At 63.7% G+C, this 22,953-nt stretch carries 20 protein-coding genes and 1 pseudogene; 10 read left to right on the plus strand and 11 right to left on the minus strand.

Annotated features, from left to right (window positions below; all coding sequences use genetic code 11):
- Positions 1-2 precede the first annotated feature (2 nt).
- Positions 3-1,838, plus strand: coding sequence for a GldG family protein (locus LRS11_RS11540; protein WP_260493141.1), 1,836 nt, complete (start codon positions 3-5; stop codon positions 1,836-1,838).
- A 557-nt stretch (positions 1,839-2,395) separates the two neighbouring features.
- Positions 2,396-2,605 (plus strand): cold-shock protein, encoded by a 210-nt coding sequence (locus LRS11_RS11545; protein ID WP_260493142.1) that lies wholly within the window; start codon positions 2,396-2,398, stop codon positions 2,603-2,605.
- Between the two features lie 68 nt (positions 2,606-2,673).
- On the opposite strand, the gene LRS11_RS11550 is transcribed toward LRS11_RS11545, so the two are convergent.
- From LRS11_RS11550 to LRS11_RS11565, 4 genes and pseudogenes are all read right to left on the minus strand, one after another.
- Positions 2,674-3,045, minus strand: a complete 372-nt coding sequence (locus LRS11_RS11550; RefSeq protein ID WP_260493143.1) for a hypothetical protein — start codon at positions 3,043-3,045, stop codon at positions 2,674-2,676.
- 144 nt (positions 3,046-3,189) lie between these two features.
- Complete coding sequence (locus tag LRS11_RS11555) at positions 3,190-4,005, minus strand: putative RNA methyltransferase (protein WP_260496904.1); 816 nt, start codon at positions 4,003-4,005, stop codon at positions 3,190-3,192.
- Positions 4,006-4,134: 129 nt separating this feature from the next.
- Positions 4,135-5,181, minus strand: a pseudogene (gene dapE, locus LRS11_RS11560) (succinyl-diaminopimelate desuccinylase); the annotation flags it as partial.
- Positions 5,182-5,233: 52 nt separating this feature from the next.
- Positions 5,234-7,831 (minus strand): glycosyltransferase, encoded by a 2,598-nt coding sequence (locus LRS11_RS11565; RefSeq protein ID WP_260493144.1) that lies wholly within the window; start codon positions 7,829-7,831, stop codon positions 5,234-5,236.
- A 224-nt stretch (positions 7,832-8,055) separates the two neighbouring features.
- Between LRS11_RS11565 and tcdA the strand changes: the two genes are divergently transcribed.
- From tcdA to LRS11_RS11580, 3 genes are all read left to right on the plus strand, one after another.
- Positions 8,056-8,865 (plus strand): tRNA cyclic N6-threonylcarbamoyladenosine(37) synthase TcdA, encoded by an 810-nt coding sequence (gene tcdA / locus LRS11_RS11570; protein WP_260493145.1) that lies wholly within the window; start codon positions 8,056-8,058, stop codon positions 8,863-8,865.
- Between the two features lie 100 nt (positions 8,866-8,965).
- Positions 8,966-9,760 (plus strand): ABC transporter substrate-binding protein, encoded by a 795-nt coding sequence (locus tag LRS11_RS11575; RefSeq protein WP_260493146.1) that lies wholly within the window; start codon positions 8,966-8,968, stop codon positions 9,758-9,760.
- Between the two features lie 110 nt (positions 9,761-9,870).
- The gene (locus LRS11_RS11580; RefSeq protein WP_260493147.1) at positions 9,871-10,332 is read left to right on the plus strand and encodes a DUF1456 family protein; all 462 of its coding nucleotides are present in this window, start codon (positions 9,871-9,873) and stop codon (positions 10,330-10,332) included.
- 167 nt (positions 10,333-10,499) lie between these two features.
- On the opposite strand, the gene LRS11_RS11585 is transcribed toward LRS11_RS11580, so the two are convergent.
- The 4 genes from LRS11_RS11585 to LRS11_RS11600 all read right to left on the minus strand — a co-directional run bounded on the left by LRS11_RS11585 (position 10,500) and on the right by LRS11_RS11600 (position 13,779).
- Positions 10,500-10,907 (minus strand): SufE family protein, encoded by a 408-nt coding sequence (locus tag LRS11_RS11585; RefSeq protein WP_260493148.1) that lies wholly within the window; start codon positions 10,905-10,907, stop codon positions 10,500-10,502.
- Positions 10,904-12,109 (minus strand): aminotransferase class V-fold PLP-dependent enzyme, encoded by a 1,206-nt coding sequence (locus LRS11_RS11590; RefSeq protein WP_260493149.1) that lies wholly within the window; start codon positions 12,107-12,109, stop codon positions 10,904-10,906. Before LRS11_RS11590 ends, LRS11_RS11585 begins: the two co-directional genes overlap by 4 nt.
- Before the next feature lie 223 nt (positions 12,110-12,332).
- A complete protein-coding gene (dapD, locus tag LRS11_RS11595) occupies positions 12,333-13,367 on the minus strand; it encodes a 2,3,4,5-tetrahydropyridine-2,6-dicarboxylate N-succinyltransferase (RefSeq protein ID WP_260493150.1) in 1,035 nt (344 codons plus the stop codon).
- Positions 13,368-13,437: 70 nt separating this feature from the next.
- A complete protein-coding gene (locus tag LRS11_RS11600) occupies positions 13,438-13,779 on the minus strand; it encodes an ArsC family reductase (RefSeq protein ID WP_260496905.1) in 342 nt (113 codons plus the stop codon).
- Positions 13,780-14,013: 234 nt separating this feature from the next.
- On the opposite strand from LRS11_RS11600, the gene LRS11_RS11605 reads away from it, so the two are divergent.
- Entirely contained in the window at positions 14,014-14,679 is a 666-nt protein-coding gene (locus LRS11_RS11605) for a polysaccharide lyase family 7 protein (RefSeq protein ID WP_260493151.1), read from the plus strand.
- Here LRS11_RS11605 and dapC read toward each other — a convergent pair whose 3' ends face one another.
- From dapC to map, 3 genes are read right to left on the minus strand one after another with little or no spacing between them, the layout of a single operon-like run.
- Positions 14,680-15,873, minus strand: coding sequence for a succinyldiaminopimelate transaminase (gene dapC / locus LRS11_RS11610; RefSeq protein ID WP_260493152.1), 1,194 nt, complete (start codon positions 15,871-15,873; stop codon positions 14,680-14,682).
- A 41-nt stretch (positions 15,874-15,914) separates the two neighbouring features.
- Positions 15,915-18,617: a [protein-PII] uridylyltransferase gene (locus LRS11_RS11615; protein WP_260493153.1), complete on the minus strand. Its 2,703-nt coding sequence runs from the start codon at positions 18,615-18,617 to the stop codon at positions 15,915-15,917.
- Positions 18,618-18,650: 33 nt separating this feature from the next.
- On the minus strand, positions 18,651-19,451 hold the full coding sequence (gene map, locus LRS11_RS11620; protein ID WP_260493154.1) for a type I methionyl aminopeptidase: 801 nt from the start codon (positions 19,449-19,451) through the stop codon (positions 18,651-18,653).
- 295 nt (positions 19,452-19,746) lie between these two features.
- On the opposite strand from map, the gene rpsB reads away from it, so the two are divergent.
- The 4 genes from rpsB (at position 19,747) to frr (ending at position 22,949) form a co-directional block, all read left to right on the plus strand.
- Complete coding sequence (gene rpsB, locus LRS11_RS11625; protein WP_260493155.1) at positions 19,747-20,487, plus strand: 30S ribosomal protein S2; 741 nt, start codon at positions 19,747-19,749, stop codon at positions 20,485-20,487.
- Between the two features lie 122 nt (positions 20,488-20,609).
- Positions 20,610-21,476: a translation elongation factor Ts gene (tsf, locus tag LRS11_RS11630; protein WP_173204175.1), complete on the plus strand. Its 867-nt coding sequence runs from the start codon at positions 20,610-20,612 to the stop codon at positions 21,474-21,476.
- A 175-nt stretch (positions 21,477-21,651) separates the two neighbouring features.
- A complete protein-coding gene (gene pyrH, locus LRS11_RS11635) occupies positions 21,652-22,395 on the plus strand; it encodes a UMP kinase (RefSeq protein ID WP_260493156.1) in 744 nt (247 codons plus the stop codon).
- Positions 22,392-22,949 (plus strand): ribosome recycling factor, encoded by a 558-nt coding sequence (gene frr / locus LRS11_RS11640; RefSeq protein WP_173204180.1) that lies wholly within the window; start codon positions 22,392-22,394, stop codon positions 22,947-22,949. Before pyrH ends, frr begins: the two co-directional genes overlap by 4 nt.
- The last annotated feature ends 4 nt before the right edge of the window (positions 22,950-22,953 follow it).

Below are 22,953 nucleotides of genomic sequence, written 5' to 3' on the forward strand. Positions count from 1 at the left end.
AGATGAAGAAACTGATGTATTCCGGCGCCGGCCTGCTGCTGATCGCCGCCGCCTTCCTGGCGTTCAACGTATTTTCCGGGTTGACCCTGGGCAATGCCCGGCTCGACCTGACCGAGCAGAAGCTCTACACCATCAGTGAGGGCACCAAGCAGATCCTCGGCGAGATCGAAGAGCCGATCGACCTGTACTTCTTCTACTCCGACAAGTCGGCCCGCGAGCTGGCCGTGCTGCGCAACTACGCCACCCGCGTGGAAGAGCTGCTCGAGGCTTATGAACGCGCGGCCAAGGGCAAGATCAAGCTGCATGTGATCGATCCCGAACCGTTCTCCGAGGATGAGGACAAGGCTGCCGGCTTCGGCCTGCAGGCCGTGCCGGCAAACCAGAGCGGCGAGCAGATCTACTTCGGCCTGGCCGGCACCAATGGCCAGGATGACAAGCAGATCATCCCGTTCTTCCCGCTGGATCAGGAAGAGTTCCTCGAATACCAGGTCAGCCAGCTGGTACAGAGCCTGGCCAAGCCTGAGCTTCCGGTGGTCGGTCTGATGTCCGGGCTGCAGATTAACGGTGGTTTCGACATGGCCAGCCGCCAGCCGACCGCGCCCTGGATGTTTATGGAGCAGGCGCGTCAGCTGTTCAAGATCGCCAGCCTGAAAATCGGCATCGACCAGATCCCGGACGATATCTCGGTGCTGTTGCTGGTACACCCCAAGCAGCTGCCGGAGGCGACCCTGTACGCCATCGACCAGTTCGTCCTGCGTGGCGGCAAGTTGCTGGTGTTCGTTGACCCGTTCAGCGAGGCCGACACCGGCATGCCGATGCTGCCGGGCGATGGCGCCGACAAGGCGTCCGACCTGGAACCGCTGTTCAAGGCCTGGGGCCTGCGCCTGATGCCGGGCAAGGTGCTCGGTGACGGTTCCTACGCCATGGCCGTAGGTATGGGCCAGAGCCAGCGTCCGGTGCGCCATGCCGGCTGGCTGGGCCTGCCGCCGCGTGCGCTGAACCAGGAAGACGTGAGTACCGCCGGCCTGGAAAGCATCAACGTCGCCACCAGCGGCATTCTCGAACCGGTCGAAGGCGCCAAGACCCAGTTCCTGCCGCTGCTGCAGAGCTCGGAGTACGCCATGCCCTTCGAGGCGGCGCGTTTCGGCATGCTCGGCAACCCGGAAGAACTGCTGCGTGACCTGCAACCAACCGGCGAGCGTTATGCCCTGGCGGCGCGCATCAGTGGCCCGGCGCAGTCGGCCTACCCGAACGGTATCGAGGGGCAGAAAGACGGCCTCAAGGCGGCGGACAACATCAACGTCATTGCCGTGGCCGACACCGATCTGCTCAGCGACCGCATGTGGGTGCAGGTGCAGGACTTCTTCGGCCAGCGCATGCCGCAGCCGTTTGCCGACAACGCCGGCTTCGCCATCAACGCCCTGGACAACCTGTCCGGCTCGGACGCGCTGATCAGCGTGCGCTCGCGCGGTCGCTTCAGCCGCCCGTTCGAGGTGGTCGAGGCGCTGCAGCGCGAGGCCGAGGCGCAGTTCCGGGTCAAGGAAGAGGACCTGCAGAAGCGCCTGGGCGAGACCGAGCAGAAGCTCGCTGCCCTGCAGCAGAACCAGGACCCGAGCAAGCCCATGGAGCTGACCCCGGAACAGCAGGCCACCGTGCAGCAGTTCCTCGCTGAGAAGGTGCGCATCCGCAAGGAACTGCGCGAGGTGCGCTTCCAGCTCAACTCGAAGATCGAAGAACTGGGTGGCGTACTCAAGTTCGTCAACATCGCCCTGGTGCCGCTGCTGCTGACCCTTGGCGTGCTGGCGCTGTGGCTGTGGCGTCGGCGCAAGGCGGCCTAGGTGGTCGTTCGCCTCTCATGAGCCAGGCGCTTTGCCTGGCTCAACGGTGGAAAACGCGGCGCGGTTTTCCACGGAGTGGCCATCCACCTTACCCGGACGTTCGTCTGGGCAGAGGCTGTTATTCAGCACAAGCTCTTGTAGGAGCCAGCTTGCTGGCGATCAGCGGGACGCTGTCTTTATATCGCCAGCAAGCTGGCTCCTACAGGGTCAGGCCGGCTGGATAACGCTGCGCTTATCCATCGCGGCTGACTCGGCAGGGTTCTGCCGAACAGCGCCTGAGCCGTAGCGGATACTGACCAAAAAGCTGACCGTTCTGCTCCCTGAAAAATCCTGTAAAAGCCCTGTAGGCCATATGCTGCGTGCCCTGCAGGCTGTCCTGAATTATCTCTTGGCAGGCCAAACACTTGTTTTATACTCGGTTGGCGGTTGCTTCAGGAGCACTTTCAGCATCCCGTTCCACGCCGGTCTGGTGTGTGGGCGAAGCGCGGAGGAGGGCGCCCGTGGCACCGGCGAAGTCCATCCGGGCAATAACAATAATGTGAGTCGAGGAAGTGCGAATGGCTGAGCGTGAGACTGGAACCGTCAAGTGGTTCAATGATTCCAAGGGCTATGGCTTCATTCAGCGTGGCAGCGGGCCGGACGTATTCGTCCACTTCCGCGCCATCCGTGGCGAAGGCCACCGCTCGCTGGTCGAAGGTCAGCAGGTCGAGTTTGCTGTGATCCAGGGCCAGAAGGGCCTGCAGGCGGAAGACGTATCCCAGCTCTGAGCCCTGCAGCTCGCAGAAAAACAAAAGGCCCGTCAGTGACGGGCCTTTTGTTTTTCCGGGGCTGCGCTTCAGTCGGTGCGCCAGATGATCTCTTCTTCACCGTCGCTGCTGATGCGGATCCAGCGGTCGGCGGTTTCCACGCTTTCCTCCTCGTCCCAGCCACCGGGGGCGCAGCGTACTTCCACATCCAGTGCGGCGAAGGCGGCGCGGGCGCAGGTCAGGTCGTCGTCCCAGGGCGTAGCGTCGCTTTCCAGGTACAGGCTGTGCCATTTGCCCACGGCCTTCGGCAGCCAGGTTACTGGCACGGTGCCGGCGCGGCACTTGTAGGTCTGGCCCTGCTGGCGCCATTCGCTGACGGCGCCGATGGCCTGGCCCAGCCAGGCGGCGATGGCCTTGTGGTCGGCGTCCTTGAGGTAGATCTCGATATCGGGTTGGCGCATGGCGGGCTCTCTAGGTTTGGTTCTGCACGAGAAATCGTCGAGCGAAGGTCAGGCTAGGCAAAAGTCGGTGAGGACGCGGAGTTTACGAGTTGTAAATGAGCGGTCCGAACCGACTTTTAACGACGCATGGTCGAGCGCAGACATTTATCGTACCGAACCTTTCTCGATCCAATCGTAGCGAATGGATACAGTCACTTCGAAGTCTTCGGCAATTACCGCGGCGCGGCGTTCGGCGCTGGCGCGCCAGCCGTGCGGGGTCATCGCCAGCAGGTCGGCGCGGGCCTGGCTGCTGTCCAGCTGCAGGGCAAAGCGCAGGGTTTCGCTGTGAGCCAGGCGCATGCCTGGCGGAATCAGTTCGAGGTGCTTCTGCTCATCATAGTCGCGCACCTCGTCGTACAGCTTCTGCCGTAGCTGCATCAGGTGCTCGCCGGTCGGGCCCATGCGCAGCAGGCCGCCACCGGGAGCGAGCAGGCGCAGCGCTTCCTGCCAGTCCAGCGGGCTGAACACGCTGGCCAGCAGGGTGCAACTGGCGTCGGCCAGGGGCACGCGGGCCATGCTCGCCACCAGCCAACTTAGCTGCGGCGAGCGCTTGCAGGCACGCTTGACCGCCTCGCGGGAGATATCCAGGGCATAGCCGTCGGCATCCGGTAGCAGCTCGGCGAGTTGCGCGGTGTAGTAGCCCTCGCCGCAACCGATATCCAGCCAACGCTGCGGGTTGCGCTCGGCAGCCAGCTCGGCCAGGCGCTTGGCCAGTGGGGCGTAGTGACCGCCATCGAGAAAGCGCCGGCGGGCCTCGACCATGGCCACGTTGTCACCCGGATCACGGCTGTTCTTGTGCTGCACCGGCAGCAGGTTCAGGTAACCCTGGCGCGCACGGTCGAAACGGTGGTTGGCCGGGCAGGCCACACCGTTGTCGACGACGCTCAGCGCCTGCTGGCAGATGGGGCAGGTCAGGCTCATGCCAGTAGGTTTACCAGGGTCTGATAGTAGATTTCGGTCAGCACATCCAGGTCGCTGGCCAGCACGCGCTCGTCGATCTGGTGGATGGTGGCGTTGACCGGGCCCAGCTCGACCACCTGGGTGCCCAGGGTGGCGATAAAGCGCCCGTTCTGAGGTGCCGCCGGAGGTCGACGGGGTGGTGTCGCGGCCGGTGACCGTCTTGATGCTGGCTGCCACGGCGTCGAGCAGGTCGCCCGGCTGGGTGAGGAACGGCAGACCGGACAGCGCCCAGTCCAGCTGGTAGTCCAGGTCGTGCTTGTCGAGGATGGCGCGCACCCGCTGCTGCAGGCCTTCGACGGTGGATTCGGTAGAGAAGCGGAAGTTGAACACCGCCTTCAGCTCGCCGGGGATCACGTTGGTCGCGCCGGTACCGGAGTTGAGGTTGGAGACCTGGAAGCTGGTCGGCGGGAAGTAGGTGTTGCCGTTGTCCCAGTGCTCGGCGGCCAGTTCGGCCAGGGCCGGGGCGGCCAAGTGGATGGGATTCTTGGCCAGGTGCGGGTAGGCCACATGGCCCTGCTTGCCGCGCACTGTGAGGGTGCAGCCGAGCGAGCCGCGGCGGCCGTTCTTGATCACGTCGCCGACCAGGGTGGTGCTCGACGGCTCGCCGACGATGCACCAGTCCAGGCGCTCGCCGCGTTCGCGCAGGCGCTCGACCACGGCCTTGGTGCCGTGGTGGGCCGGGCCTTCCTCGTCGCTGGTGATGAGGAAGGTGATCGCGCCCTTGTGGTTCGGATGGTCGGCGACGAAGCGTTCGACGGCGATGATCATCGACGCCAGGCTGCCCTTCATGTCCGCCGCGCCACGCCCGCAGAGCATGCCCTGCTCGTCGATCAGCGCATCGAACGGCTGGTGCTGCCAGGATTGCAGCGGGCCGGTCGGCACCACGTCGGTATGCCCGGCGAAGCACAGCACCGGACCGTCGCCACCGCGGTGGGCCCAGAAATTGTCCACTTCCTCGATGCGCATCGGCTCCAGCGCGAAGCCGGCGGCGGCCAGGCGGCGCATCATCAGTTCCTGGCAACCTTCGTCGAGCGGGGTCACGGAGGGGCGGCGGATCAGGTCGCAGGCAAGCTCGAGGGTGGGGGAGAGGGTGGTCATTGCGGCTCCGGAACAGCGGTATTCTGAAAAGGCCGCCATCTTAAAGCAAAACGGCGGCCCAGGGCCGCCGTTTCGACAGGTAGAAGCGTGCTCAGACCGGGGCCGTAGCCTCGTCTTCGCTCGCTTCCAGCGGCTTCGGCAGGGACGACAGCAGGGCCATGATCAGCGCCGCCAGGTACGGCAGCGACTGCACCAGGAGCATGGCCACCCAGAACTTCACGTCGGCACTGGGCAGGCCCTGGACGATACCGATGCCGAGTGCCGAGCCCCACAGCAGGAACATGATGAACACTTCCTCGCGCGCTTCGGCCAGGGCTACCAGGATACCGTGGTTGCTGGCCATCTTCGGCGTGCGGAAGAACGGGATGGTCTTGGTGAAGGTCCCGTACAGCACTGCCTTGGCGATGGTGTGCGACAGCGCCAGGCCGGCGATGGCCGCCTGGAACGAACGCACCAGGTCGACGCCCATGGCCTTGCGGTAGAGGAACAGGATCTTGCCCAGCTTGAAGAAGAACAGCGCCAGCGGCGGGATGGCGAAGATCATCAGCGGCGGGTCGACCCGTTGCGGCACGATGATCATCGCCGCCGACCAGAGCAGGGCGCCGATGGTGAAGAAGATGTTCAGTCCGTCGGCGATCCACGGCAGCCAGCCGGCGACGAAGTGGTAGCGCTGGCCGGTCTTCAGCTCGGAGTCCTTGCCGAGGAACAGGCTGCGCGCATGGCCCTTCATGATCTGGATGGCGCCGTAGGCCCAGCGGAAGCGCTGCTTTTTGTAGTCGATGAAGGTGTCCGGCATCAGGCCCTTGCCGAAACTTTCGTGGGCGTAGGCGGCGCTATAGCCTTTCTCGAACACGCGCAGGCCCAGTTCGGCGTCTTCGCAGATGGTCCAGTCGGCCCATTTCAGTTCGTCCATCACCGTGCGGCGAATCATGGTCATGGTGCCGTGCTGGATGATCGCGTCGCGGTCGTTGCGGGTGACCATGCCGATATGGAAGAAACCTTTGTATTCGGCGTAGCAGAGCTTCTTGAAGATGTTCTCGTTGCCGTCGCGGTAATCCTGCGGCGATTGCACCACGGCGATCTTCGGATCGGCGAAGTGCGGCACCATGTGCTTGAGCCAGTTCTTGTCGACGCAGTAATCGGCGTCGATCACCGCCACCACTTCGGCATCCGGTGCGGTATGCGGCAGGATGTAGTTCAGCGCGCCGCCCTTGAAACCGGCAATCGGCGCGACGTGGAAGAAGCGGAAGCGCGGGCCCAGAACTTTGCAATAGGCCTCTACCGGCTCCCACACGGCCGGGTCCTTGGTGTTGTTGTCGATGATGATGACTTCGTAGTCCGGGTAGTCCAGCGCAGCGAGGGCGTCGAGGGTCTGTTTGACCATCTCCGGCGGCTCGTTGTAGCAGGGCACGTGGACCGACACCTTGGGCCGGTAGGCGGTGTCAGTCAGCACCGGCAGGAACGGCCGGCGACGGGTGCGGGTCCAGGCGGTCTCGGCCAGTTCATGGGCTTCGGTAAGCAGGACGATGAATACGCCGAAGGCACCGATGCCGAGCAGCAGGCCGACCATGGTGCTGAACCAGGTGCTGTACTGCTGGCTGTAGTCGTAGCCGATCCACACCAGCACCGAGCCGCCGGCGAAGGCGACGAAGGTCAGGAAGGTACGGCCGCGCTGGCGCAGGGCGCTGCCGTCGATCAGCATCAGGGCCAGGGTCAGCAGGGCCAGCACCACCGAGGCGATGGCCAGCAGGCGCCATTGCGGAATGGCTACCACCGGGCCCTCGAAGGCGAACTTGGCCTGGCGGTCGAGGTTGTACACGCCCCAGTAGGCACCGACCGAGCCTTCATCGCTGGCCTTCCACGGCTGATCGAAGGCCTCGATGACGAAGTAGTTGTAGCCCTTGGCGTTCAGCGTATTGACCAGGGTGCGCAGGTAGATGGCCTGGTCCGCCTGGGAGGCGTCGGCGCCGCCGCGCATGCGGCCGTTGCTCGGCCAGCCGACTTCGGAGAGCAGCAGCGGCTTCTTCGGGAAGAGTTTTTTCAGGTCCTTGGCGCGATCGAGGACGAACTCGGTGGAGTCCTCCATGGGCACGAACTCCCAGTAGGGCAGCACGTGGGCGGCGATCAGGTCGGTGTGCTTGGCCAGCTCCGGGGATTCCTGCCAGATGTGCCACTGTTCGGAGGTGGTCACCGGCACCTTGACTGCGGCACGCACGCGGTCGATGTAGGCGATCAGGTTCTCCACCGTCACCTCGCGGCGGAACAGCGCCTCGTTACCCACCACCACGCGCACCACACTGCGCGAGTTATTGGCGATCTCGATGGCCTTGGCGATCTCGCGCTCGTTGCGTTCCAGGTCCGGGCTGATCCAGATACCCAGGGTCACGCGCAGGCCGAATTCCTCGGCCAGTTCGGGGATGCGGGCCAGTGCGCCATCCACCGAATAGGTGCGGATGTTGTCGGTATGACCGGTTAGCAGTTCCAGGTCGGCGCGGATCTGCGCATCGCTCGGGTAGGTGTTCTGCTGCGGGTTTTGCCCGGCGCGAAAGGGCGAGTAGGAAAAACCAGAAATCTGTTCCGGCCAGTCCGGTGCGGTGACTGGGCGGTTGTAGAGGGCCCAGATGCCAGTGAACAGGGCGGCGACCGCCACGAAGACTGCAAGGTTGAGTCCGAATTTGCGCGTAGGCATGACTTTTATTCAGGTTCCGCAGGGGCAGCAGGTGGAATATCCGGCGAACGCCGGTCGGCGCGCATGCTACTCCCCTGTCCGCAGGCTGTATAGGCCGCCAGCCCCGGCGCACGGGGCCTGCCGCTGGGTGGCCGGTGGTCGTGTGGAGCCTGTTTCCGATCACCGCAGGGTGAGTCCGGCGCCGCAGGCCCCTATAATGCCGGCCGGTTTTCGAGGGTGGCGGTATGGCAACAGATGATCAGCGTTTCGGCGGCATTGCCCGGCTCTATGGCGTAGAGGGCTTGCAGCGTCTGCAGGCGGCGCATGTGGCGGTGGTCGGCATTGGCGGCGTGGGTTCCTGGGCGGCCGAGGCGCTGGCCCGTTCGGGGGTGGGCGAGATTTCCCTGTTCGACCTGGACGATGTCTGCATCACCAACACCAATCGCCAGGTACATGCCCTCAGCGGTGCGGTGGGCAAGGCCAAGGTCGAGGTCATGGCCGAGCGCATCCGCGCCATCAATCCGGCCTGCTTGGTGCATGCAGTAGCCGACTTCGTCACCCGCGAGAACATGGCCGAGTGCATCACCGAGGAGCTGGACGCGGTGATCGACTGCATCGACAGCGTCACGGCCAAGGCGGCGCTGATCTCCTGGTGCAAGCGGCGCAAGATCCAGATCGTCGCCACCGGCGGTGCTGGCGGCCAGGTCGACCCGACCAAGATCGAGATCGCCGACCTCAACAAGACTGTCAATGACCCGCTGATCGCCAAGGTGCGCTCGCTGCTGCGTCGCGACTACAACTTCTCGCGTACCCCAGGGCGCACTTACAGCATCACCTGCGTGTACTCGCGCGAGCAGCTGCGCTACCCGTTGCCCGATGGCAGCGTGTGCCTGAGCAAGGTCATGCCTGGCGACGGCACCCGCCTGGACTGCGCCGGCGGCTTCGGCTCGGCGATGATGGTCACGGCCAGTTTCGGCATGGTCGCGGCGGCGAAAATCATCGACAAGCTGGTGGCTGGTGCCAGGCGACCAGCGGAGCGCCGACAGCCTGACTGATAGCTGCGCTCGGCTAAGCTGAAACAACGGACAGGGAGATAGATCTGCCGCCAGGGACAGCGTCGAGATGTGTGCCCGAGGTGCCAATCAATTGCGCTGCATGTGTCTGAAAACCTGGCTTGCGCTGATCTGCCTGCTGCTGCCTGTAAGTGCCGCACAGGCGCAGCAGACCGTGCGCATCGGCACCGGCGACTGGGCGCCTTATGTCGATCAGCAGCGAGAGGATGGCGGCGCCCTCGGTCGTCTGGTCGGTGCCGTGTTCGCCGAGGCCGGTTACCGGGTCGAATACCTGTTCTATCCCTGGGATCGCAATGTGCTGATGCTCCAGCATGGCGAGCTTGACGCCATCATGCCCTACAGCTGCACGCCCAAGCGCCTGCAGTACGGGGTGTGCAGCGAGCCGCTGGTGCAGGGCGAAATCGTCCTGTTCCACCGCAAGGATCTGTCGTTCGACTGGCGTGACCTCGATGACCTGCGGCCTTTTCGCATCGGTACTACCCTGGGCTACTCCTACGGCCCGCAGTTCGATGCGGCGTTGCAGGCGGGCAGCTTGCAAGCGCTGCAGAACAGCAAGGAAGACACCAATTTTCGCCTACTGGAACTGGGTCGCATCGACCTGCACCCGCAGGATCGGGCGGTGGGTTACAGCATGTTGCGCCAGCACTTTTCTGCCGCCGAGCTGGCGAGCATTACCCACCATCCGCGCCAGTTGAATACCGAGCCGTTGCGCCTGCTGTTTCGCAAGGATGATCCGGCGTCCCTGGCGGTGATGCGCCGTTTCAACGAAAGCCTCAGGCGTTTTGCCGAGCGTGGCGAGCTGCAGGCTCTGCAGCGGGCGCTGTATAGCGGTGATCCGGATAGCTGGATGCCGACGTTGCTGGCACCGCGCGACTGAGGAAAAACTGCCTTTGGCAGCAGGGCTGCGCTTTTATCTGCCGTGTGGCCGGTCGGCTACCCGTATAATCGCGCCTTTCCCGCGTCTGCCGGGCCTTACGAGATGTACCGATGATCAACAACGATGTGCTGCGCAGCCTGCGCTACCTGCTGGATGTCAGTGACGCCAAACTGGTTGAAATCTGCCAGCTGGCCGACTACTCGCTGAGCGAGGCCGATGTCGCCGCCTACCTGCTGAAGGAAGAGGAAGAGGGTTTTGTGCCCTGCCGCGACGAGATGCTGGCGCATTTCCTCGATGGTCTGGTGTTCTTCAAGCGCGGCAAGGATGACAGCCGCCCGGCCCTGCCGGTGGAGAAGCGCCTGACCAACAACACCATCCTGAAGAAGCTGCGCGTGGCCTTCGAGCTGAAGGACGACGACATGCACGCCATCCTCCAGGCCGCCGACCTGCCGATGACCAAGGCCGAGTTGAGCGCGCTGTTCCGCAAGCCGGGGCACAAGAACTTCCGTCTGTGCGGCGATCAGGTGCTGCGCAACTTCCTCCGTGGCCTGACTCAGCGCCAGCGCGGTTGAGGCGCAGTAGATACTGTTATTCAGCACAAGCTTTTGTAGGAGCCAGCTTGCTGGCGATCAGCGGGACGCTGTCTGCCTATCGCCAGCAAGCTGGCTCCTACAGGATGGATGGAGCCGTGTTCATCCACCATTAGCTCGCTTGGTGGATCGATGAAGCGCGATCCACCCTACGTCTGGGTCAGCTCGCGCATGCGCTGCAGCACGGCAATCAGACCGTTGCTGCGTGAGGGTGAGAGCTGGCGGGCCAAGCCCAGCTGCTTGAACCAGTCGGCCAGGTCGAGGGCTTCCAGCTCGGCTGCCGAGAGTCCGTCGACCCGCGCCAGCAGTACGGCCAGCAGGCCACGAATCAGCCGTGCATCGCTGGTCGCGCGGAACTGCCAGCGACTCTCCTGCGCTGCACCGACCAGCCAGACCTGACTTTCGCAGCCCGATACCCGGTTGGCTTCCTGCTTTTCCTCTTCGCTCAGCGGCGCCAGGCGTTCGCCCCACTGCATCAGCAGGCGCGCGCGCTGTTCCCAGCCGGGGCATTGGCCAAAAACGTCGAGCGCCTCGCGGGCGCTGTCCGGCAGGCTCATCGCAGCAGCTCCAGGGCCTTGTCCAGGGCGACGAAGAAGCGCGCCAGATCATCGTCATCGTTGTACAGACCGAGTGACACGCGGATCGCTCCGGGCAGGCCGAGGCTTTTCAGCAGCGGCATGGCGCAGTGATGACCGGCGCGCACGGCGATGCCTTGCTCGGTCAGCAGGTGGGCGAGGTCGGCGCTGTGCACCTCGGCCACGGTGAAACTGGCCAGGGCTGCCTGCGGCTCACCGAGCAGCTGGATGCCGTCACGGGTGCTCAGACCGGCCAGCAATCTTGCGTGCAGGGCTGCCTCATGGCCGGCCACGGCCGCCTGATCCAGCCCGGCCAGGTAATCCAGGCTGGCGCCGAGGGCGATCACGCTGGATATCGCCGGGGTGCCGGCCTCGAAACCTAGCGGCGCCGGGCGGAAACGGGCGTGCTGGTAGTCGGCGTCCAGGACCATTTCGCCGCCGAACTGCCAGTGGCGCAGTTGCGCCAGGGCCGTGCTGCGCCCGTAGAGCAGGCCGACGCCGTCCGGGCCATATAGCTTGTGGCTGGAGCATACGTAGAAGTCGCAGCCCAGCGCCTGCACGTCATGCCGCCCATGCACCACGCCCTGGGCGCCATCGACCACGCTTAGCGCGCCTTGCGCCTGGGCCAGGGCGAGCAGTTCGCGCACCGGTTGCCAGCAGCCCAGCACGTTGGACAGCTGCGATACGGCCAGCAGGCGGGTGCGTGGGCCGATCAGCGTGGCGGCCTGCGCCAGGTCGATCTGCCCGCTGTTATCCAGCGGCAGGATCACCAGCTTGAGGCCGCGGCGCAGCGCCAGTTGCTGCCAGGGCAGCAGGTTGGCGTGGTGCTCCAGGGCGCTCACGACGATTTCGTCGCCGGGCTGTAGCAGGTGTTCCAGGCCATAGGCCAGCAGATTGAGGGATTCAGTGGTGCCGCGGGTGAAGAGGATCTCCTCGCTGCTGGGTGCATTCAGCCAGTGCGCCACCTTGCCCCGGCTGGTCTCGAAGGCGCGCGTGGCGCGTTCGCCCGGTAGGTGCTGGGCGCGGTGCACGTTGGCTGCGCCGCTGGCGTAGTAACCCAGCAGGCTGTCGAGCATGGCCTGTGGCTTCTGCGCGGTGGCGGCGCTGTCCAGATAGGTCTGGCCTTGGTTGTCGAGGGCCAAGATGCCGGGGAAGTCGGCGCGCCAGGGGGAAGTCAGTGACATGGGCTTTGGCACCGCAGGAATGTCTGCTGAGTATAAATAGACAGGCCGGGCATGAGCCCGGCCTGTTCACTATCACGCGGCCGAAAATCGGAGCTGAAGCGTTGCGAGCGACGGCCAGGCAAGGCGAAATCAGGCGAGGGCGCGGAGTTTACTGAGTGTAAATGAGCAGCCTGAGCCTGATTTCAACGCCGAATGGCCTAGCGCAGCAGCTTCAGCCCGATTTTCAGTTGTGGGCGTGCAGCGCCTCGTTGAGTTCGATCGCGGTCTTGTTGGTCTTGCACTCCACCGCACCGCTCTGCGAGTTGCGGCGGAACAGCAGGTCCGGCTGGCCAGCCAGCTCGCGGGCCTTGATCACCTGGACCAGATTGTTCTGCTCGTCGAGCAGGGCGACCTTGGTGCCGGCGGTGATGTACAGGCCGGACTCCACGGTGCTGCGATCACCCAGCGGGATGCCGATACCGGCGTTGGCGCCGATCAGGCAGCCTTCGCCGACGCTGATGATGATGTTGCCGCCACCGGACAGGGTGCCCATGGTCGAGCAGCCGCCACCCAGGTCCGAGCCCTTGCCGACGAATACGCCAGCGGAGACGCGGCCTTCGATCATGCCCGGGCCGGCGGTGCCGGCGTTGAAGTTGACGAAACCTTCGTGCATCACCGTGGTGCCTTCGCCGATGTAGGCGCCCAGGCGCACGCGGGCGCTGTCGGCGATACGCACGCCGGCCGGCACCACGTAGTCGGTCATTTTCGGGAACTTGTCAACCGAGAACACTTCCAGCAACTCGCCCTTCAGGCGCGCTTCCAGCTGGCGCTCGGCCAGCTCACTCAGGTCGACGGCGCCCTGGCTGGTCCAGGCCACGTTTGGCAGCAGCGGGAAGATGCCGGTCAGGTTCAGGCCATGCGGCTTGACCAGGCGGTGCGACAGCAGGTGCAACTTGAGGTAGGCCTCGGGGGTGCTGGTCAGGGCGATGTCGGCATCGAGGAAGGTTGCCACCAGCGGCTTGTGGCTTTCGGCCAGGCGGGTGAGCAGGGCGGCCTGGGTGGCATCGATGCCTTTCAGGGCTTCGGCCAGCTCGCCCGCCTGCTGGGTGGTGAAGGCGATGGCCTGGTTGCCGCCGGTGTAGCCGAGCTTCTGCGCGACCTTGTCGGACAGGGCGGCGGCCGGGTGCAGCAGCGGCTGGGCGTAGAAGATTTCCAGCCAGCTGCCTTGGCGGTTCTGGGTGCCGACACCGAAGGCGATGCTGAACAGTTGGGTAGACATGGCAATTCCTCTTGCTGAATTAGGTTGGATCAGGCCGGCGCATCAGCAGCCAGGCGAATTCGTGGGTGGCTCAGTTCAGTGCGGCGGCGTACAGCTCGGGCTTGAAGCCGACCAGGGTCTTGTCACCGAGGTCGAGCACCGGGCGCTTGATCATCGAAGGCTGGGCCAGCATCAGTTCGATGGCGCGCGCTTCATCGAGATCACTCTTCTGCGCCTCGTCGAGTTTACGGAAGGTGGTGCCGGCGCGGTTCAGCACGGTTTGCCAGCCGTGCTCGGCGCACCACTGCTGCAGGCGGGCGCGGTCGATACCGGCGACCTTGTAGTCATGGAAGGCATAGATGGCGCCCTGCTCGTCGAGCCAGGTGCGGGCTTTCTTCATCGTGTCACAGGCCTTGATGCCATACAGGTACAGGCTTTCGCTGGTTTTGCTCACTCTGCGCGCTCTCCGCAAGCGATTGAACGTTCGGTGCAATCAGCCGGCAATTATGCCACGCCCGGCTGCTTTCGGCCGTTTTCAGGCTGCTTTCAGTGATTCGCCTGAAATATGGCGTCAGACGAACGGCGGCTCAATATGAGACCTGGTCGAAAATTAGCCAGGCGTTGCCTCTCTATCCTGCGCGAGGTGCGAAGTAGAGAGGTGCACGCCATGATTGATCTTAGCTATTGGGATCTGTCGATCCCGGAAGGTAACCCCGTTATCGTCATTGAAAGCCCGCAGCTGGTGGCAGGTTACAACGACCAGTATTTCAAGCCTGCGGGCGGCTCCATCCAGTTCTGGGCCCCGGTCAGCGGTACCAGTACCAACCTCAGCGACTACCCGCGTACCGAGCTGCGTGAGGCTTATGCCGATGGCAAGCCACGCAATTGGCTGTACACCGAAGGTACTGCCACCCTCAGCGCGCGGTTGGAGGTGAACCAGCTGCCGTCCGTGGGCGGGGTGATCGTCGGGCAGATTCATGCCAAGGATAATCCCTACCCCTTCCTCAAACTGAGTTATCGCCTGGATCGGGGTGTCGGCTACCTAGACGTCACCCTGCGCAAGAAGCCGACGGACAGTGCCAGCCCGGTGGTGCTGACCTACAAGAGCATGCCGCTCAACACTGCCTTCGACTATTCCTTCAAGGTTTCGCCGAGCGGTCGCCTGGATGTGAATGTTGCCGGCATGCAATACAGCACCACGGTCAATAGCGCCTGGGCGAAGAAGGCTTTCTACTTCAAGACCGGCAACTACATCCCGGACAACCAGGGTCCGACTACCGAGGGTGGGCGGGTGACCTTCCATGACATCAAGGTCGGCCACCAGCCCAAGTAGTCAGCCGCGGATGAACTGGCGAATGCGCTCGGCGGCTTCCACGCACTCGGCCAGCGGTGCGACCAGGGCCATGCGCACGCGCCCGGCGCCCGGGTTGTCGCCGTTCACCTCGCGTGACAGGTAGGAGCCGGGCACCACGGTGACGTGCTGCTGGGCGAACAGTTCGCGGGTGAACTGGCTGTCGTCGCCCGGCGTCTTGGCCCACAGGTAGAAACCGCCGTCGGGGCGTTGCACGTCGAGCACCGGGCCGAGGATGTCGAGCATGGCGGCGAACTTCTCGCGGTACAGGTCGCGGTTGGCGCGTACGTGGGCTTCGTCGTTCCAGGCGGCGACACTGGCCAGCTGGGTCTGCACCGGCATGGCGCAGCCGTGGTAGGTGCGGTACAGCAGGAAGGCTTTGAGGATGTCGGCGTCGCCAGCCACGAAGCCTGAGCGCAGGCCTGGCAGGTTGGAGCGCTTGGACAGGCTGTGGAACACCACGCAGCGCTTGAAATCGCTGCGGCCCAGTTCGGCGCAAGCGCTGAGCAGGCCCGGTGGCGGGTTGTCCTCGTCGAAGTACAGCTCGCTGTAGCACTCGTCGGCGGCGATCACGAAATCATGCTCATCGGCCAGGGCGATCAGCTTATTCAGCTGTTCCAGCGGCACCAGGGCGCCGGTGGGGTTGCCGGGCGAGCAGAGGAAGAGAATCTGGCAGCGCTGCCAGACAGCGGCCGGTACGGCGTCGAAGTCCGGATTGAAACCATTGTCTTCCAGGCACGACAGGTAATGCGGGGTGGCGCCGGCGAGCAGGGCCGCGCCTTCGTAGATCTGGTAGAACGGGTTGGGGCTGACCACTAAGCCGCCGACATCACGCTGCACCACGGTCTGGGTGAAGGCAAACAGCGCCTCGCGCGTGCCGTTGACCGGCAGCACGTGGCGCGCGGCATCCAGCCAGCCGGCGGGCACCTTGAAGCGGCGTTCGCACCAGGCGGCGATGGCTTCGCGCAGGGCCGGGATGCCCAAAGTGGTCGGGTAGACGGCCAGCTGTTCGAGGTTGGCGCTCAGTGCCTCGGCGACGAAGGCCGGCGACTTGTGCTTGGGTTCGCCGATGGACAGGGCGATCGGGCGCTTGTCTGCCGGTGGCTGGGCGCCGGCGAGCAGGGCGCGCAGTTTCTCGAAGGGGTAGGGCTGCAGCTGGGTCAGGGCGTGGTTCATAACGTCTCTTTACTTGCGCGGGGCGGGCCGTGCGGCCCAGGTCAGATGCGGATGGCGCCGGTGGTCTGGGCTTCACCGTTGGCCTGCGACAGTTGCTGGACGATGGCGTCCTGCAGGTGGGCGCACAGTTCGGGGTCGGCCAGTGGCTGGTTGTGCGCGTCGGTGATGAAGAAGATGTCTTCCACGCGCTCGCCCAGGGTGGCGATCTTGGCGTTCTGCAACGACAGGTCGAAGTCCAGGAAGATCTTGCCGATACGTGCCAGCAGGCCGGGGCGGTCCGGGGCAGTCAGCTCGATCACCGTCACCGGGCGCTGCGCATCGTTGTGGATGCTCACCTGCGGGGCGAAAGCGAAGTGCTTGAGCTGGCGCGGCACCCGGCGCTGGATGATGTTCGGGTAGTCATCCGGGTTCTTCAGCGCGCCGATCAGGCCTTCGCGGATCTGCTTGATCCGCGCCGGGTTGTCGCCAATGCGCCCGCCCTCGGTATCCAGAACGATATAGGTGTCGAGGGTGAACTGGCTGGTGGAGGTGATCACCCGGGCGTCATGGATGTTCAGGTTGAGCTGGTCCATGGCGGCCACGGTCACGGCGAAGAAGTCGTGCTGGTCCGGGGCGTAGATGAAGATCTGGGTGGCGCCCTCGAACTCGCGCTGGGCGGTTTCCTTGATCAGCACCAGGGGGTCGTTGCCGGCCGGGTGCTGGAGGATGGCCTCGGTGTGCCAGGCCACATCGGCGGCAGCGTGGCGCAGGAAGTAGTCGTCGCCGAGCTGGCTCCACAGTTGCTCGGCGTCGTCCTGGTCGATGCCGCCGCGGACCAGGATGTCGATCGCCGAGCTCTGCGTCTGGCGGATCTGTTCCTCACGGTCCAGCGGGTTCTCCAGGCCGCGGCGCAGGGCGCGCTTGGTCTCGGTGTAGAGCTGGCGCAGCAGGCTGGCGCGCCAGGAGTTCCACAGGCTGGGGTTGGTGGCGTTGATGTCGGCCACGGTCAGCACGTAGAGGTAGTCGAGGCGGGTCTGGTCGCCGACCAGTTGGGCGAAGTCGAAGATTACCTGCGGGTCGGAGAGGTCCTTGCGCTGGGCAGTGGTCGACATCACCAGGTGGTTCTGCACCAGCCAGGTGATCAGGCGGGTGTCCCAGGTCGGCAGCTGGTGGCGCACGCAGAAGGCTTCGGCATCCACCGCGCCCAGTTCCGAATGGTCGCCGCCACGGCCCTTGCCGATGTCGTGGTAGAGGCCGGCGAGGTAGATCAGCTCGGGCTTGGGCAGCTTGCCAATGACCTTGCTGGCCAGCGGGAATTTCTCCGCCAGCTCCGGCCACTTGAGTTTGCGCAGGTGCTTGATCAGGTTCAGCGTGTGCGCATCGACCGTATAGATGTGGAACAGGTCGTGCTGCATCTGTCCGACGATCAGGCCGAACTCCGGCAGGTAGCGGCCGAGGATGCCGTAGCGGTTCATCCGTCGCAGGTTGCGGTGGATGCCCTGGGGCGACTTGAACAGCTCGATGAACAGGCTGGTGTTGCGGATGTCGCGGCGGAAGTCGTCGTCGATCAGGTGGCGGCTGTCGCGCAGCAAGCGAATGGTATCGGCGCGCACGCCCTTGATCTCGGGGTGCTGGGCCATCAGCGCGAAGACTTCGAGGATGGCGAACGGCGTGCGTTTGAACACCCCCGGGCTGGTCACTTCGATATAGCCGTCGCGCAGCTGGAAGCGGCTGTTCAGTGGCTGTGCCGTGCCGCATTCGCCAGCGCGCAGGATGACTTCCTCGAAATGCTGGTTGATCAGCTCGCTCAGCTCGGCGACGCCCATCACCACCCGGTAGTACTTCTGCATGAAGCGCTCGACGGCCATCCTGCCGTCGCCGTCTTCGAAGCCGAGCAGGGCGGCGATCTTGCGCTGGTGGTCGAACAGCAGGCGGTCTTCGGCGCGGCCGGCGAGCATGTGCAGGGCGTAGCGCACCTTCCACAGGAACTCCTGGCTGGCGGCGAGCATGCTGTACTCGCTGTCGACCAGGAAGCCTTCCTTGACCAGTGAGTGCAGGTTGAGGGTGGCGAGCTGGCGACGGGCGACCCAGAGGATGGTCTGGATGTCGCGCAGGCCGCCGGGCGAGCCCTTCACGTTGGGCTCGAGGTTGTATTCGGTGTCGTTGTACTTGCGGTGGCGGGCTTGTTGTTCCTTGCGCTTGGCCAGGAAGAAGTGCTTGCTCGGCCACATCTGCGTGCTGCTGGTGACCTCCTGCATGCGCAGGCGCAGGCGTTCGGGGCCGGCGATGGTGCGGCTTTCCATCAGGTTGGTGATCACCGTCAGGTCGGCGCGAGCCTCCTCGGCGCATTCGTCGACGCTGCGCACACTCTGGCCGACTTCCAGGCCGATGTCCCAGAGCAGGGTGAGGAAGCCTTCGATGGGGTTGCGGAAGACTTCGTGGTCGGCGCTGTCGAGCAGGATCAGCAGGTCGATGTCGGAGTTGGGGTGCAGCTCGCCGCGACCGTAGCCGCCGACCGCCAGCAGGGCGATGTCGGCGTCCTCGCTCCAGTCGAAGCGCTTCCAGGCCTCCTGCAGGATCTGGTCGACGAACCAGGCGCGGTCCTCGACCAGGCGGCGGATGTCGCGGCCTTCGCGGAATCGCCCGTCGAGCACTTCGCGGGCCTGCTTGAGGGCTTTCTTGAAGGCGGCGATGGGGCTGGACTTGAGCGCCAGTTCTGCCTGGAACTGGCCGCGATCAAACAACTCCGGGTCCATCTGCGGCATGCGTGCCTACCTTCTCTCTATATATGTGTGGGCTCAGGCGGAAGTGCGCGGCAGGGTATCGTCGCTGCGCAGGGTGAGAATCTCGTAGCCGTCGGCGGTGACCAGGATGGTGTGCTCCCATTGGGCGGAGAGCTTGCGGTCCTTGGTGATGGCGGTCCAGCCGTCGCCGAGCAGGCGGGTTTCCGCGCGGCCCTGGTTGATCATCGGCTCGATGGTGAAGGTCATGCCTTCCTTGAGTTCCATGCCGGTGCCGGCGCGGCCGTAGTGCAGCACCTGTGGTTCTTCATGGAAAACGGCGCCGATGCCGTGGCCGCAGTACTCGCGCACCACGCTGAAACCATGCTTTTCGGCGTGTTTCTGGATCACTTCGCCGATGTCGCCCAGGCGCGCGCCCGGCTTGACCAGCTGGATGCCCTTGTACATTGACTCCTGGGTGACCTGAGCCAGCTTGACCGCCCACTCGGGAACCTTGCCGACCATGAACATCTTGCTGGTGTCGCCGTGGTAGCCATCCTTGATCACGGTAACGTCGATGTTCAGCACGTCGCCGTCTTTCAGCGGCTTCTCGTTGGGGATGCCGTGGCAGACCACATGGTTGAGCGAGGTGCAGATCGACTTGGGGAAGCCTGGGCGGCCCGGTGCGGCGCCATAGTTGAGTGGCGCCGGGATGGCCTTCTGCACGTTGACGATATAGTCGTGGCAGATGCGGTCGATTTCTTCGGTGGTGATGCCGGGTTTGACGTGCTCGCCGATCATCTCCAGCACTTCGGCGGCCAGGCGGCCGGCGATGCGCATTTTTTCGATTTCTGCGGGAGTCTTGATGGTGACGGTCATGCAGTCTCTCTCGGCGCCGGCGGCGCAAGGCAAAAACAGGGAAGACGGCGATTCTAGCAGAAAGCAATCGCCCGGCGGCAGGGCGCGCGGGCTGCTGCTCGGCCCAGGTCGGCGGGCTGGAGGGGTTGTTTGCGCTAGCTTGGTGCGGCTTTCTATGGTATAAAACGCGCCGCTTTACGGGCAGTGGGCTCGTAAAGCTTTAATCCGCACACGTATCGACACGTTATCCTGGGTGCCTGCAAGGGTTGGATAGCGGGATGCGTGGAGGCCTAACCCGACTTATCAAGGAACTATCATGTCCCAAGTCAATATGCGCGATATGCTGAAGGCCGGTGTGCACTTCGGCCACCAGACCCGTTACTGGAACCCGAAAATGGGCAAGTTCATTTTCGGCGCGCGCAACAAGATCCACATCATCAACTTGGAAAAGACCCTGCCGATGTTCAACGAGGCCCTGTCCTTCGTTGAGAAACTGGCTAACGGCAAGAACAAGATTCTGTTCGTGGGCACCAAGCGTTCCGCTGGCAAGATCGTTGCTGAAGAAGCTGCACGTTGCGGTTCGCCGTACGTCGATCACCGCTGGTTGGGCGGCATGCTGACCAACTACAAAACCATCCGTGCTTCGATCAAGCGCCTGCGTGATCTGGAAACCCAGTCCCAGGACGGCACCTTCGCCAAGCTGACCAAGAAAGAAGCCCTGATGCGCACCCGCGACCTGCAAAAGCTGGATCGCAGCCTGGGTGGTATCAAGGACATGGGCGGTCTGCCGGACGCTCTGTTCGTGATCGACGTTGATCACGAGCGCATTGCTATCACCGAAGCCAACAAGCTGGGCATCCCGGTCATCGGCATCGTCGATACCAACAGCAGCCCGGAAGGCGTTGACTTCATCATCCCGGGTAACGACGACGCCATCCGCGCCATCCAGCTGTACATGGGTGCCATGGCCGACGCCGTAATCCGTGGTCGCACCAACGCTGCCGGTGGCGCCGACGAGTTCGTCGAAGAAGCGTCCTCCGAGGCCAGCGAAGGCTGATAGCGGGCGACTAACGTCACCCGTTGCGCAAGAAGGGGGCTAGGCCCCCTTTTTGCCACTTACGAATTTGTACCCGGTATCCGGGTTGATTGGTTGACTACCGATTCAAGAGGATCAAGAACATGGCAGAAATTACTGCAGCCCTGGTTAAAGAACTGCGCGAGCGCACTGGCGAAGGCATGATGGATTGCAAAAAGGCCTTGACCAAGGCCGGCGGCGACATCGAAAAAGCCATCGACGACATGCGCGCCTCGGGTGCCATCAAGGCCGCCAAGAAGGCTGGCAACATTGCCGCCGAAGGCGCCATCGCAGTCAAGGACGACGGTAAATCCGCCGTTCTGCTGGAAGTCAACTCGCAGACCGACTTCCTGGCCCTGCAAGACGACTTCAAGGCCTTCGTCGCTGCCAGCGTCGAGCAGGCTTTCGCTGACAAGCTGACTACCGTTGAGCCGCTGATCGAAGCCCGTGAAGCCGATCGTCTGGTGCTGGTTGGCAAGACCGGTGAAAACGTCAACATCCGCCGTCTGGCCCGTGTTGAAGGCGACGTGCTGGGTTCCTACCTGCACGGCAACAAGATTGGCGTAGTTGTGGCTCTGAAAGGCGGTAGCGTCGAGCTGGCCAAGGACATCGCCATGCACGTAGCTGCCAGCAACCCGGAATTCCTGCTGCCGAGCCAGGTCTCTGCCGAGGCCATCGAGCGCGAGAAGAACGTGTTCCTGTCCCTGAACGAAGACAAGATGAAGGGCAAGCCGGCTGAAATCGTCGAGAAGATGATTGCCGGTCGCATCAGCAAGTTCCTGGCCGAAGCCAGCCTGGTTGAGCAAGCCTTCGTCAAGGATCCGGAAATCACCGTCGGTGCTCTGGCCAAGAAAGGCGGCGCCGAAATCGTTTCCTTCACCCGCTTCGCGGTCGGTGAAGGCATCGAGAAGCCGGTCGACAACTTCGCTGACGAAGTTGCTGCTCAAGTGGCTGCCGCCAGCAAGCAGTAAGACGGTTCTACACTGTCGTACCGAAGAGGCTGCCCGCTATGCGTGCAGCCTCTTTTGCAAAGCGCGAGGCATAATTGCCAGCGCTGCACCCATTCACCGGGCAGTGGTCTGACTGCCGGGTAAAATACGAAGCCCCAGGCTTCGACTAGAAAACAACGCCGCAGGAGAGATACGCATGGCTCAGCAGGTGAGTGGTCGCCAACCTCGCTATAAACGCATTCTGCTCAAACTTAGCGGCGAGGCCCTGATGGGCTCGGAAGACTTCGGTATCGATCCGAAGGTTCTCGATCGCATGGCCCTGGAAGTCGGCCAGTTGGTCGGCATTGGTGTGCAGGTCGGTCTGGTGATCGGTGGCGGCAACCTGTTCCGTGGTGCGGCGCTGTCCGCGGCCGGTATGGATCGGGTCACCGGTGACCACATGGGCATGCTCGCCACCGTGATGAACGCCCTGGCCATGCGCGATGCGCTGGAGCGCTCGAATATCCCGGCTATCGTGATGTCGGCAATTTCCATGGTCGGCGTGACCGATCACTACGACCGGCGCAAGGCCATGCGCCACCTGAAAACCGGCGAAGTGGTGATTTTTGCGGCCGGTACCGGCAATCCGTTCTTCACCACTGATTCCGCCGCCTGTCTGCGCGCGATCGAGATCGATGCCGATATCGTGCTCAAGGCTACCAAGGTCGATGGCGTGTACACTGCCGATCCTTTCAAAGACCCCAATGCCGAGAAGTTCGATCGTCTGACCTATGACGAGGTGCTCGACCGCAAGCTGGGTGTCATGGATCTGACGGCCATCTGCCTGTGCCGCGATCACAAGATGCCGCTGCGGGTTTTCAACATGAACAAGCCAGGCGCCCTGCTGAATATCGTGGTGGGCGGCGCCGAAGGAACCCTGGTCGAGGAGGATGCACAATGATCAACGAGATCAAGAAAGACACCCAGGAGCGCATGCAGAAGAGTCTGGAGTCGCTGAGCCATGCGTTCAGCCGGATTCGTACCGGTCAGGCGCACCCGAGCATTCTGGGTGGCGTGATGGTGCCTTACTACGGCGCTGATACCCCGCTCAATCAGGTGGCCAACGTCACCGTCAAGGATGCCCGCACCCTGCAGGTGGTGGCGTTCGAGCGCGGCATGCTGGCTGCCGTCGACAAGGCGATCCAGAGCTCCGGCCTGGGCTTCAATCCGACCAACCTGGGTGAGCTGCTGCTGATCTCGATGCCCGCGCTGACTGAAGAAACCCGCAAGGGTTTCACCAAGCAGGCGCGTGGCGAGGCGGAAAACGCCCGGGTGGCGGTGCGCAATATTCGTCGTGATGCCCTGGCCCAGCTGAAAGACCTGGTCAAGGAAAAGGAAATCAGCGAAGACGAAGAGCGTCGCGCTTCCGACGAGGTGCAGAAGCTGACCGACAAGTTCGTCGCCGAGGTGGAAAAGGCTCTGGAAGCCAAAGAAGCCGATCTGATGGCGGTGTGACGGT

This window comes from Pseudomonas sp. J452 (genome assembly GCF_024666525.1).
In the GTDB taxonomy this organism is placed as follows: Bacteria; Pseudomonadota; Gammaproteobacteria; order Pseudomonadales; family Pseudomonadaceae; genus Aquipseudomonas.

Excerpts from the sequence above, each read along its gene's own strand:
- LRS11_RS11580 (WP_260493147.1), top strand. The coding sequence starts at position 9,871 with ATGATCAACAACGATGTGCTGCGCAGCCTGCGCTACCTGCTGGATGTC.
- LRS11_RS11575 (WP_260493146.1), top strand. The coding sequence starts at position 8,966 with ATGTGTCTGAAAACCTGGCTTGCGCTGATCTGCCTGCTGCTGCCTGTA.
- LRS11_RS11545 (WP_260493142.1), top strand. The coding sequence starts at position 2,396 with ATGGCTGAGCGTGAGACTGGAACCGTCAAGTGGTTCAATGATTCCAAG.
- pyrH (WP_260493156.1), top strand. The coding sequence starts at position 21,652 with ATGGCTCAGCAGGTGAGTGGTCGCCAACCTCGCTATAAACGCATTCTG.
- LRS11_RS11565 (WP_260493144.1), bottom strand. The coding sequence starts at position 7,831 with ATGCCTACGCGCAAATTCGGACTCAACCTTGCAGTCTTCGTGGCGGTC.
- tcdA (WP_260493145.1), top strand. The coding sequence starts at position 8,056 with ATGGCAACAGATGATCAGCGTTTCGGCGGCATTGCCCGGCTCTATGGC.
- LRS11_RS11605 (WP_260493151.1), top strand. The coding sequence starts at position 14,014 with ATGATTGATCTTAGCTATTGGGATCTGTCGATCCCGGAAGGTAACCCC.
- tsf (WP_173204175.1), top strand. The coding sequence starts at position 20,610 with ATGGCAGAAATTACTGCAGCCCTGGTTAAAGAACTGCGCGAGCGCACT.
- LRS11_RS11555 (WP_260496904.1), bottom strand. The coding sequence starts at position 4,005 with ATGAGCCTGACCTGCCCCATCTGCCAGCAGGCGCTGAGCGTCGTCGAC.
- frr (WP_173204180.1), top strand. The coding sequence starts at position 22,392 with ATGATCAACGAGATCAAGAAAGACACCCAGGAGCGCATGCAGAAGAGT.
- LRS11_RS11585 (WP_260493148.1), bottom strand. The coding sequence starts at position 10,907 with ATGAGCCTGCCGGACAGCGCCCGCGAGGCGCTCGACGTTTTTGGCCAA.
- LRS11_RS11590 (WP_260493149.1), bottom strand. The coding sequence starts at position 12,109 with ATGTCACTGACTTCCCCCTGGCGCGCCGACTTCCCCGGCATCTTGGCC.
- dapD (WP_260493150.1), bottom strand. The coding sequence starts at position 13,367 with ATGTCTACCCAACTGTTCAGCATCGCCTTCGGTGTCGGCACCCAGAAC.
- LRS11_RS11540 (WP_260493141.1), top strand. The coding sequence starts at position 3 with ATGAAGAAACTGATGTATTCCGGCGCCGGCCTGCTGCTGATCGCCGCC.
- map (WP_260493154.1), bottom strand. The coding sequence starts at position 19,451 with ATGACCGTCACCATCAAGACTCCCGCAGAAATCGAAAAAATGCGCATC.
- LRS11_RS11550 (WP_260493143.1), bottom strand. The coding sequence starts at position 3,045 with ATGCGCCAACCCGATATCGAGATCTACCTCAAGGACGCCGACCACAAG.
- LRS11_RS11615 (WP_260493153.1), bottom strand. The coding sequence starts at position 18,617 with ATGCCGCAGATGGACCCGGAGTTGTTTGATCGCGGCCAGTTCCAGGCA.
- rpsB (WP_260493155.1), top strand. The coding sequence starts at position 19,747 with ATGTCCCAAGTCAATATGCGCGATATGCTGAAGGCCGGTGTGCACTTC.
- dapC (WP_260493152.1), bottom strand. The coding sequence starts at position 15,873 with ATGAACCACGCCCTGACCCAGCTGCAGCCCTACCCCTTCGAGAAACTG.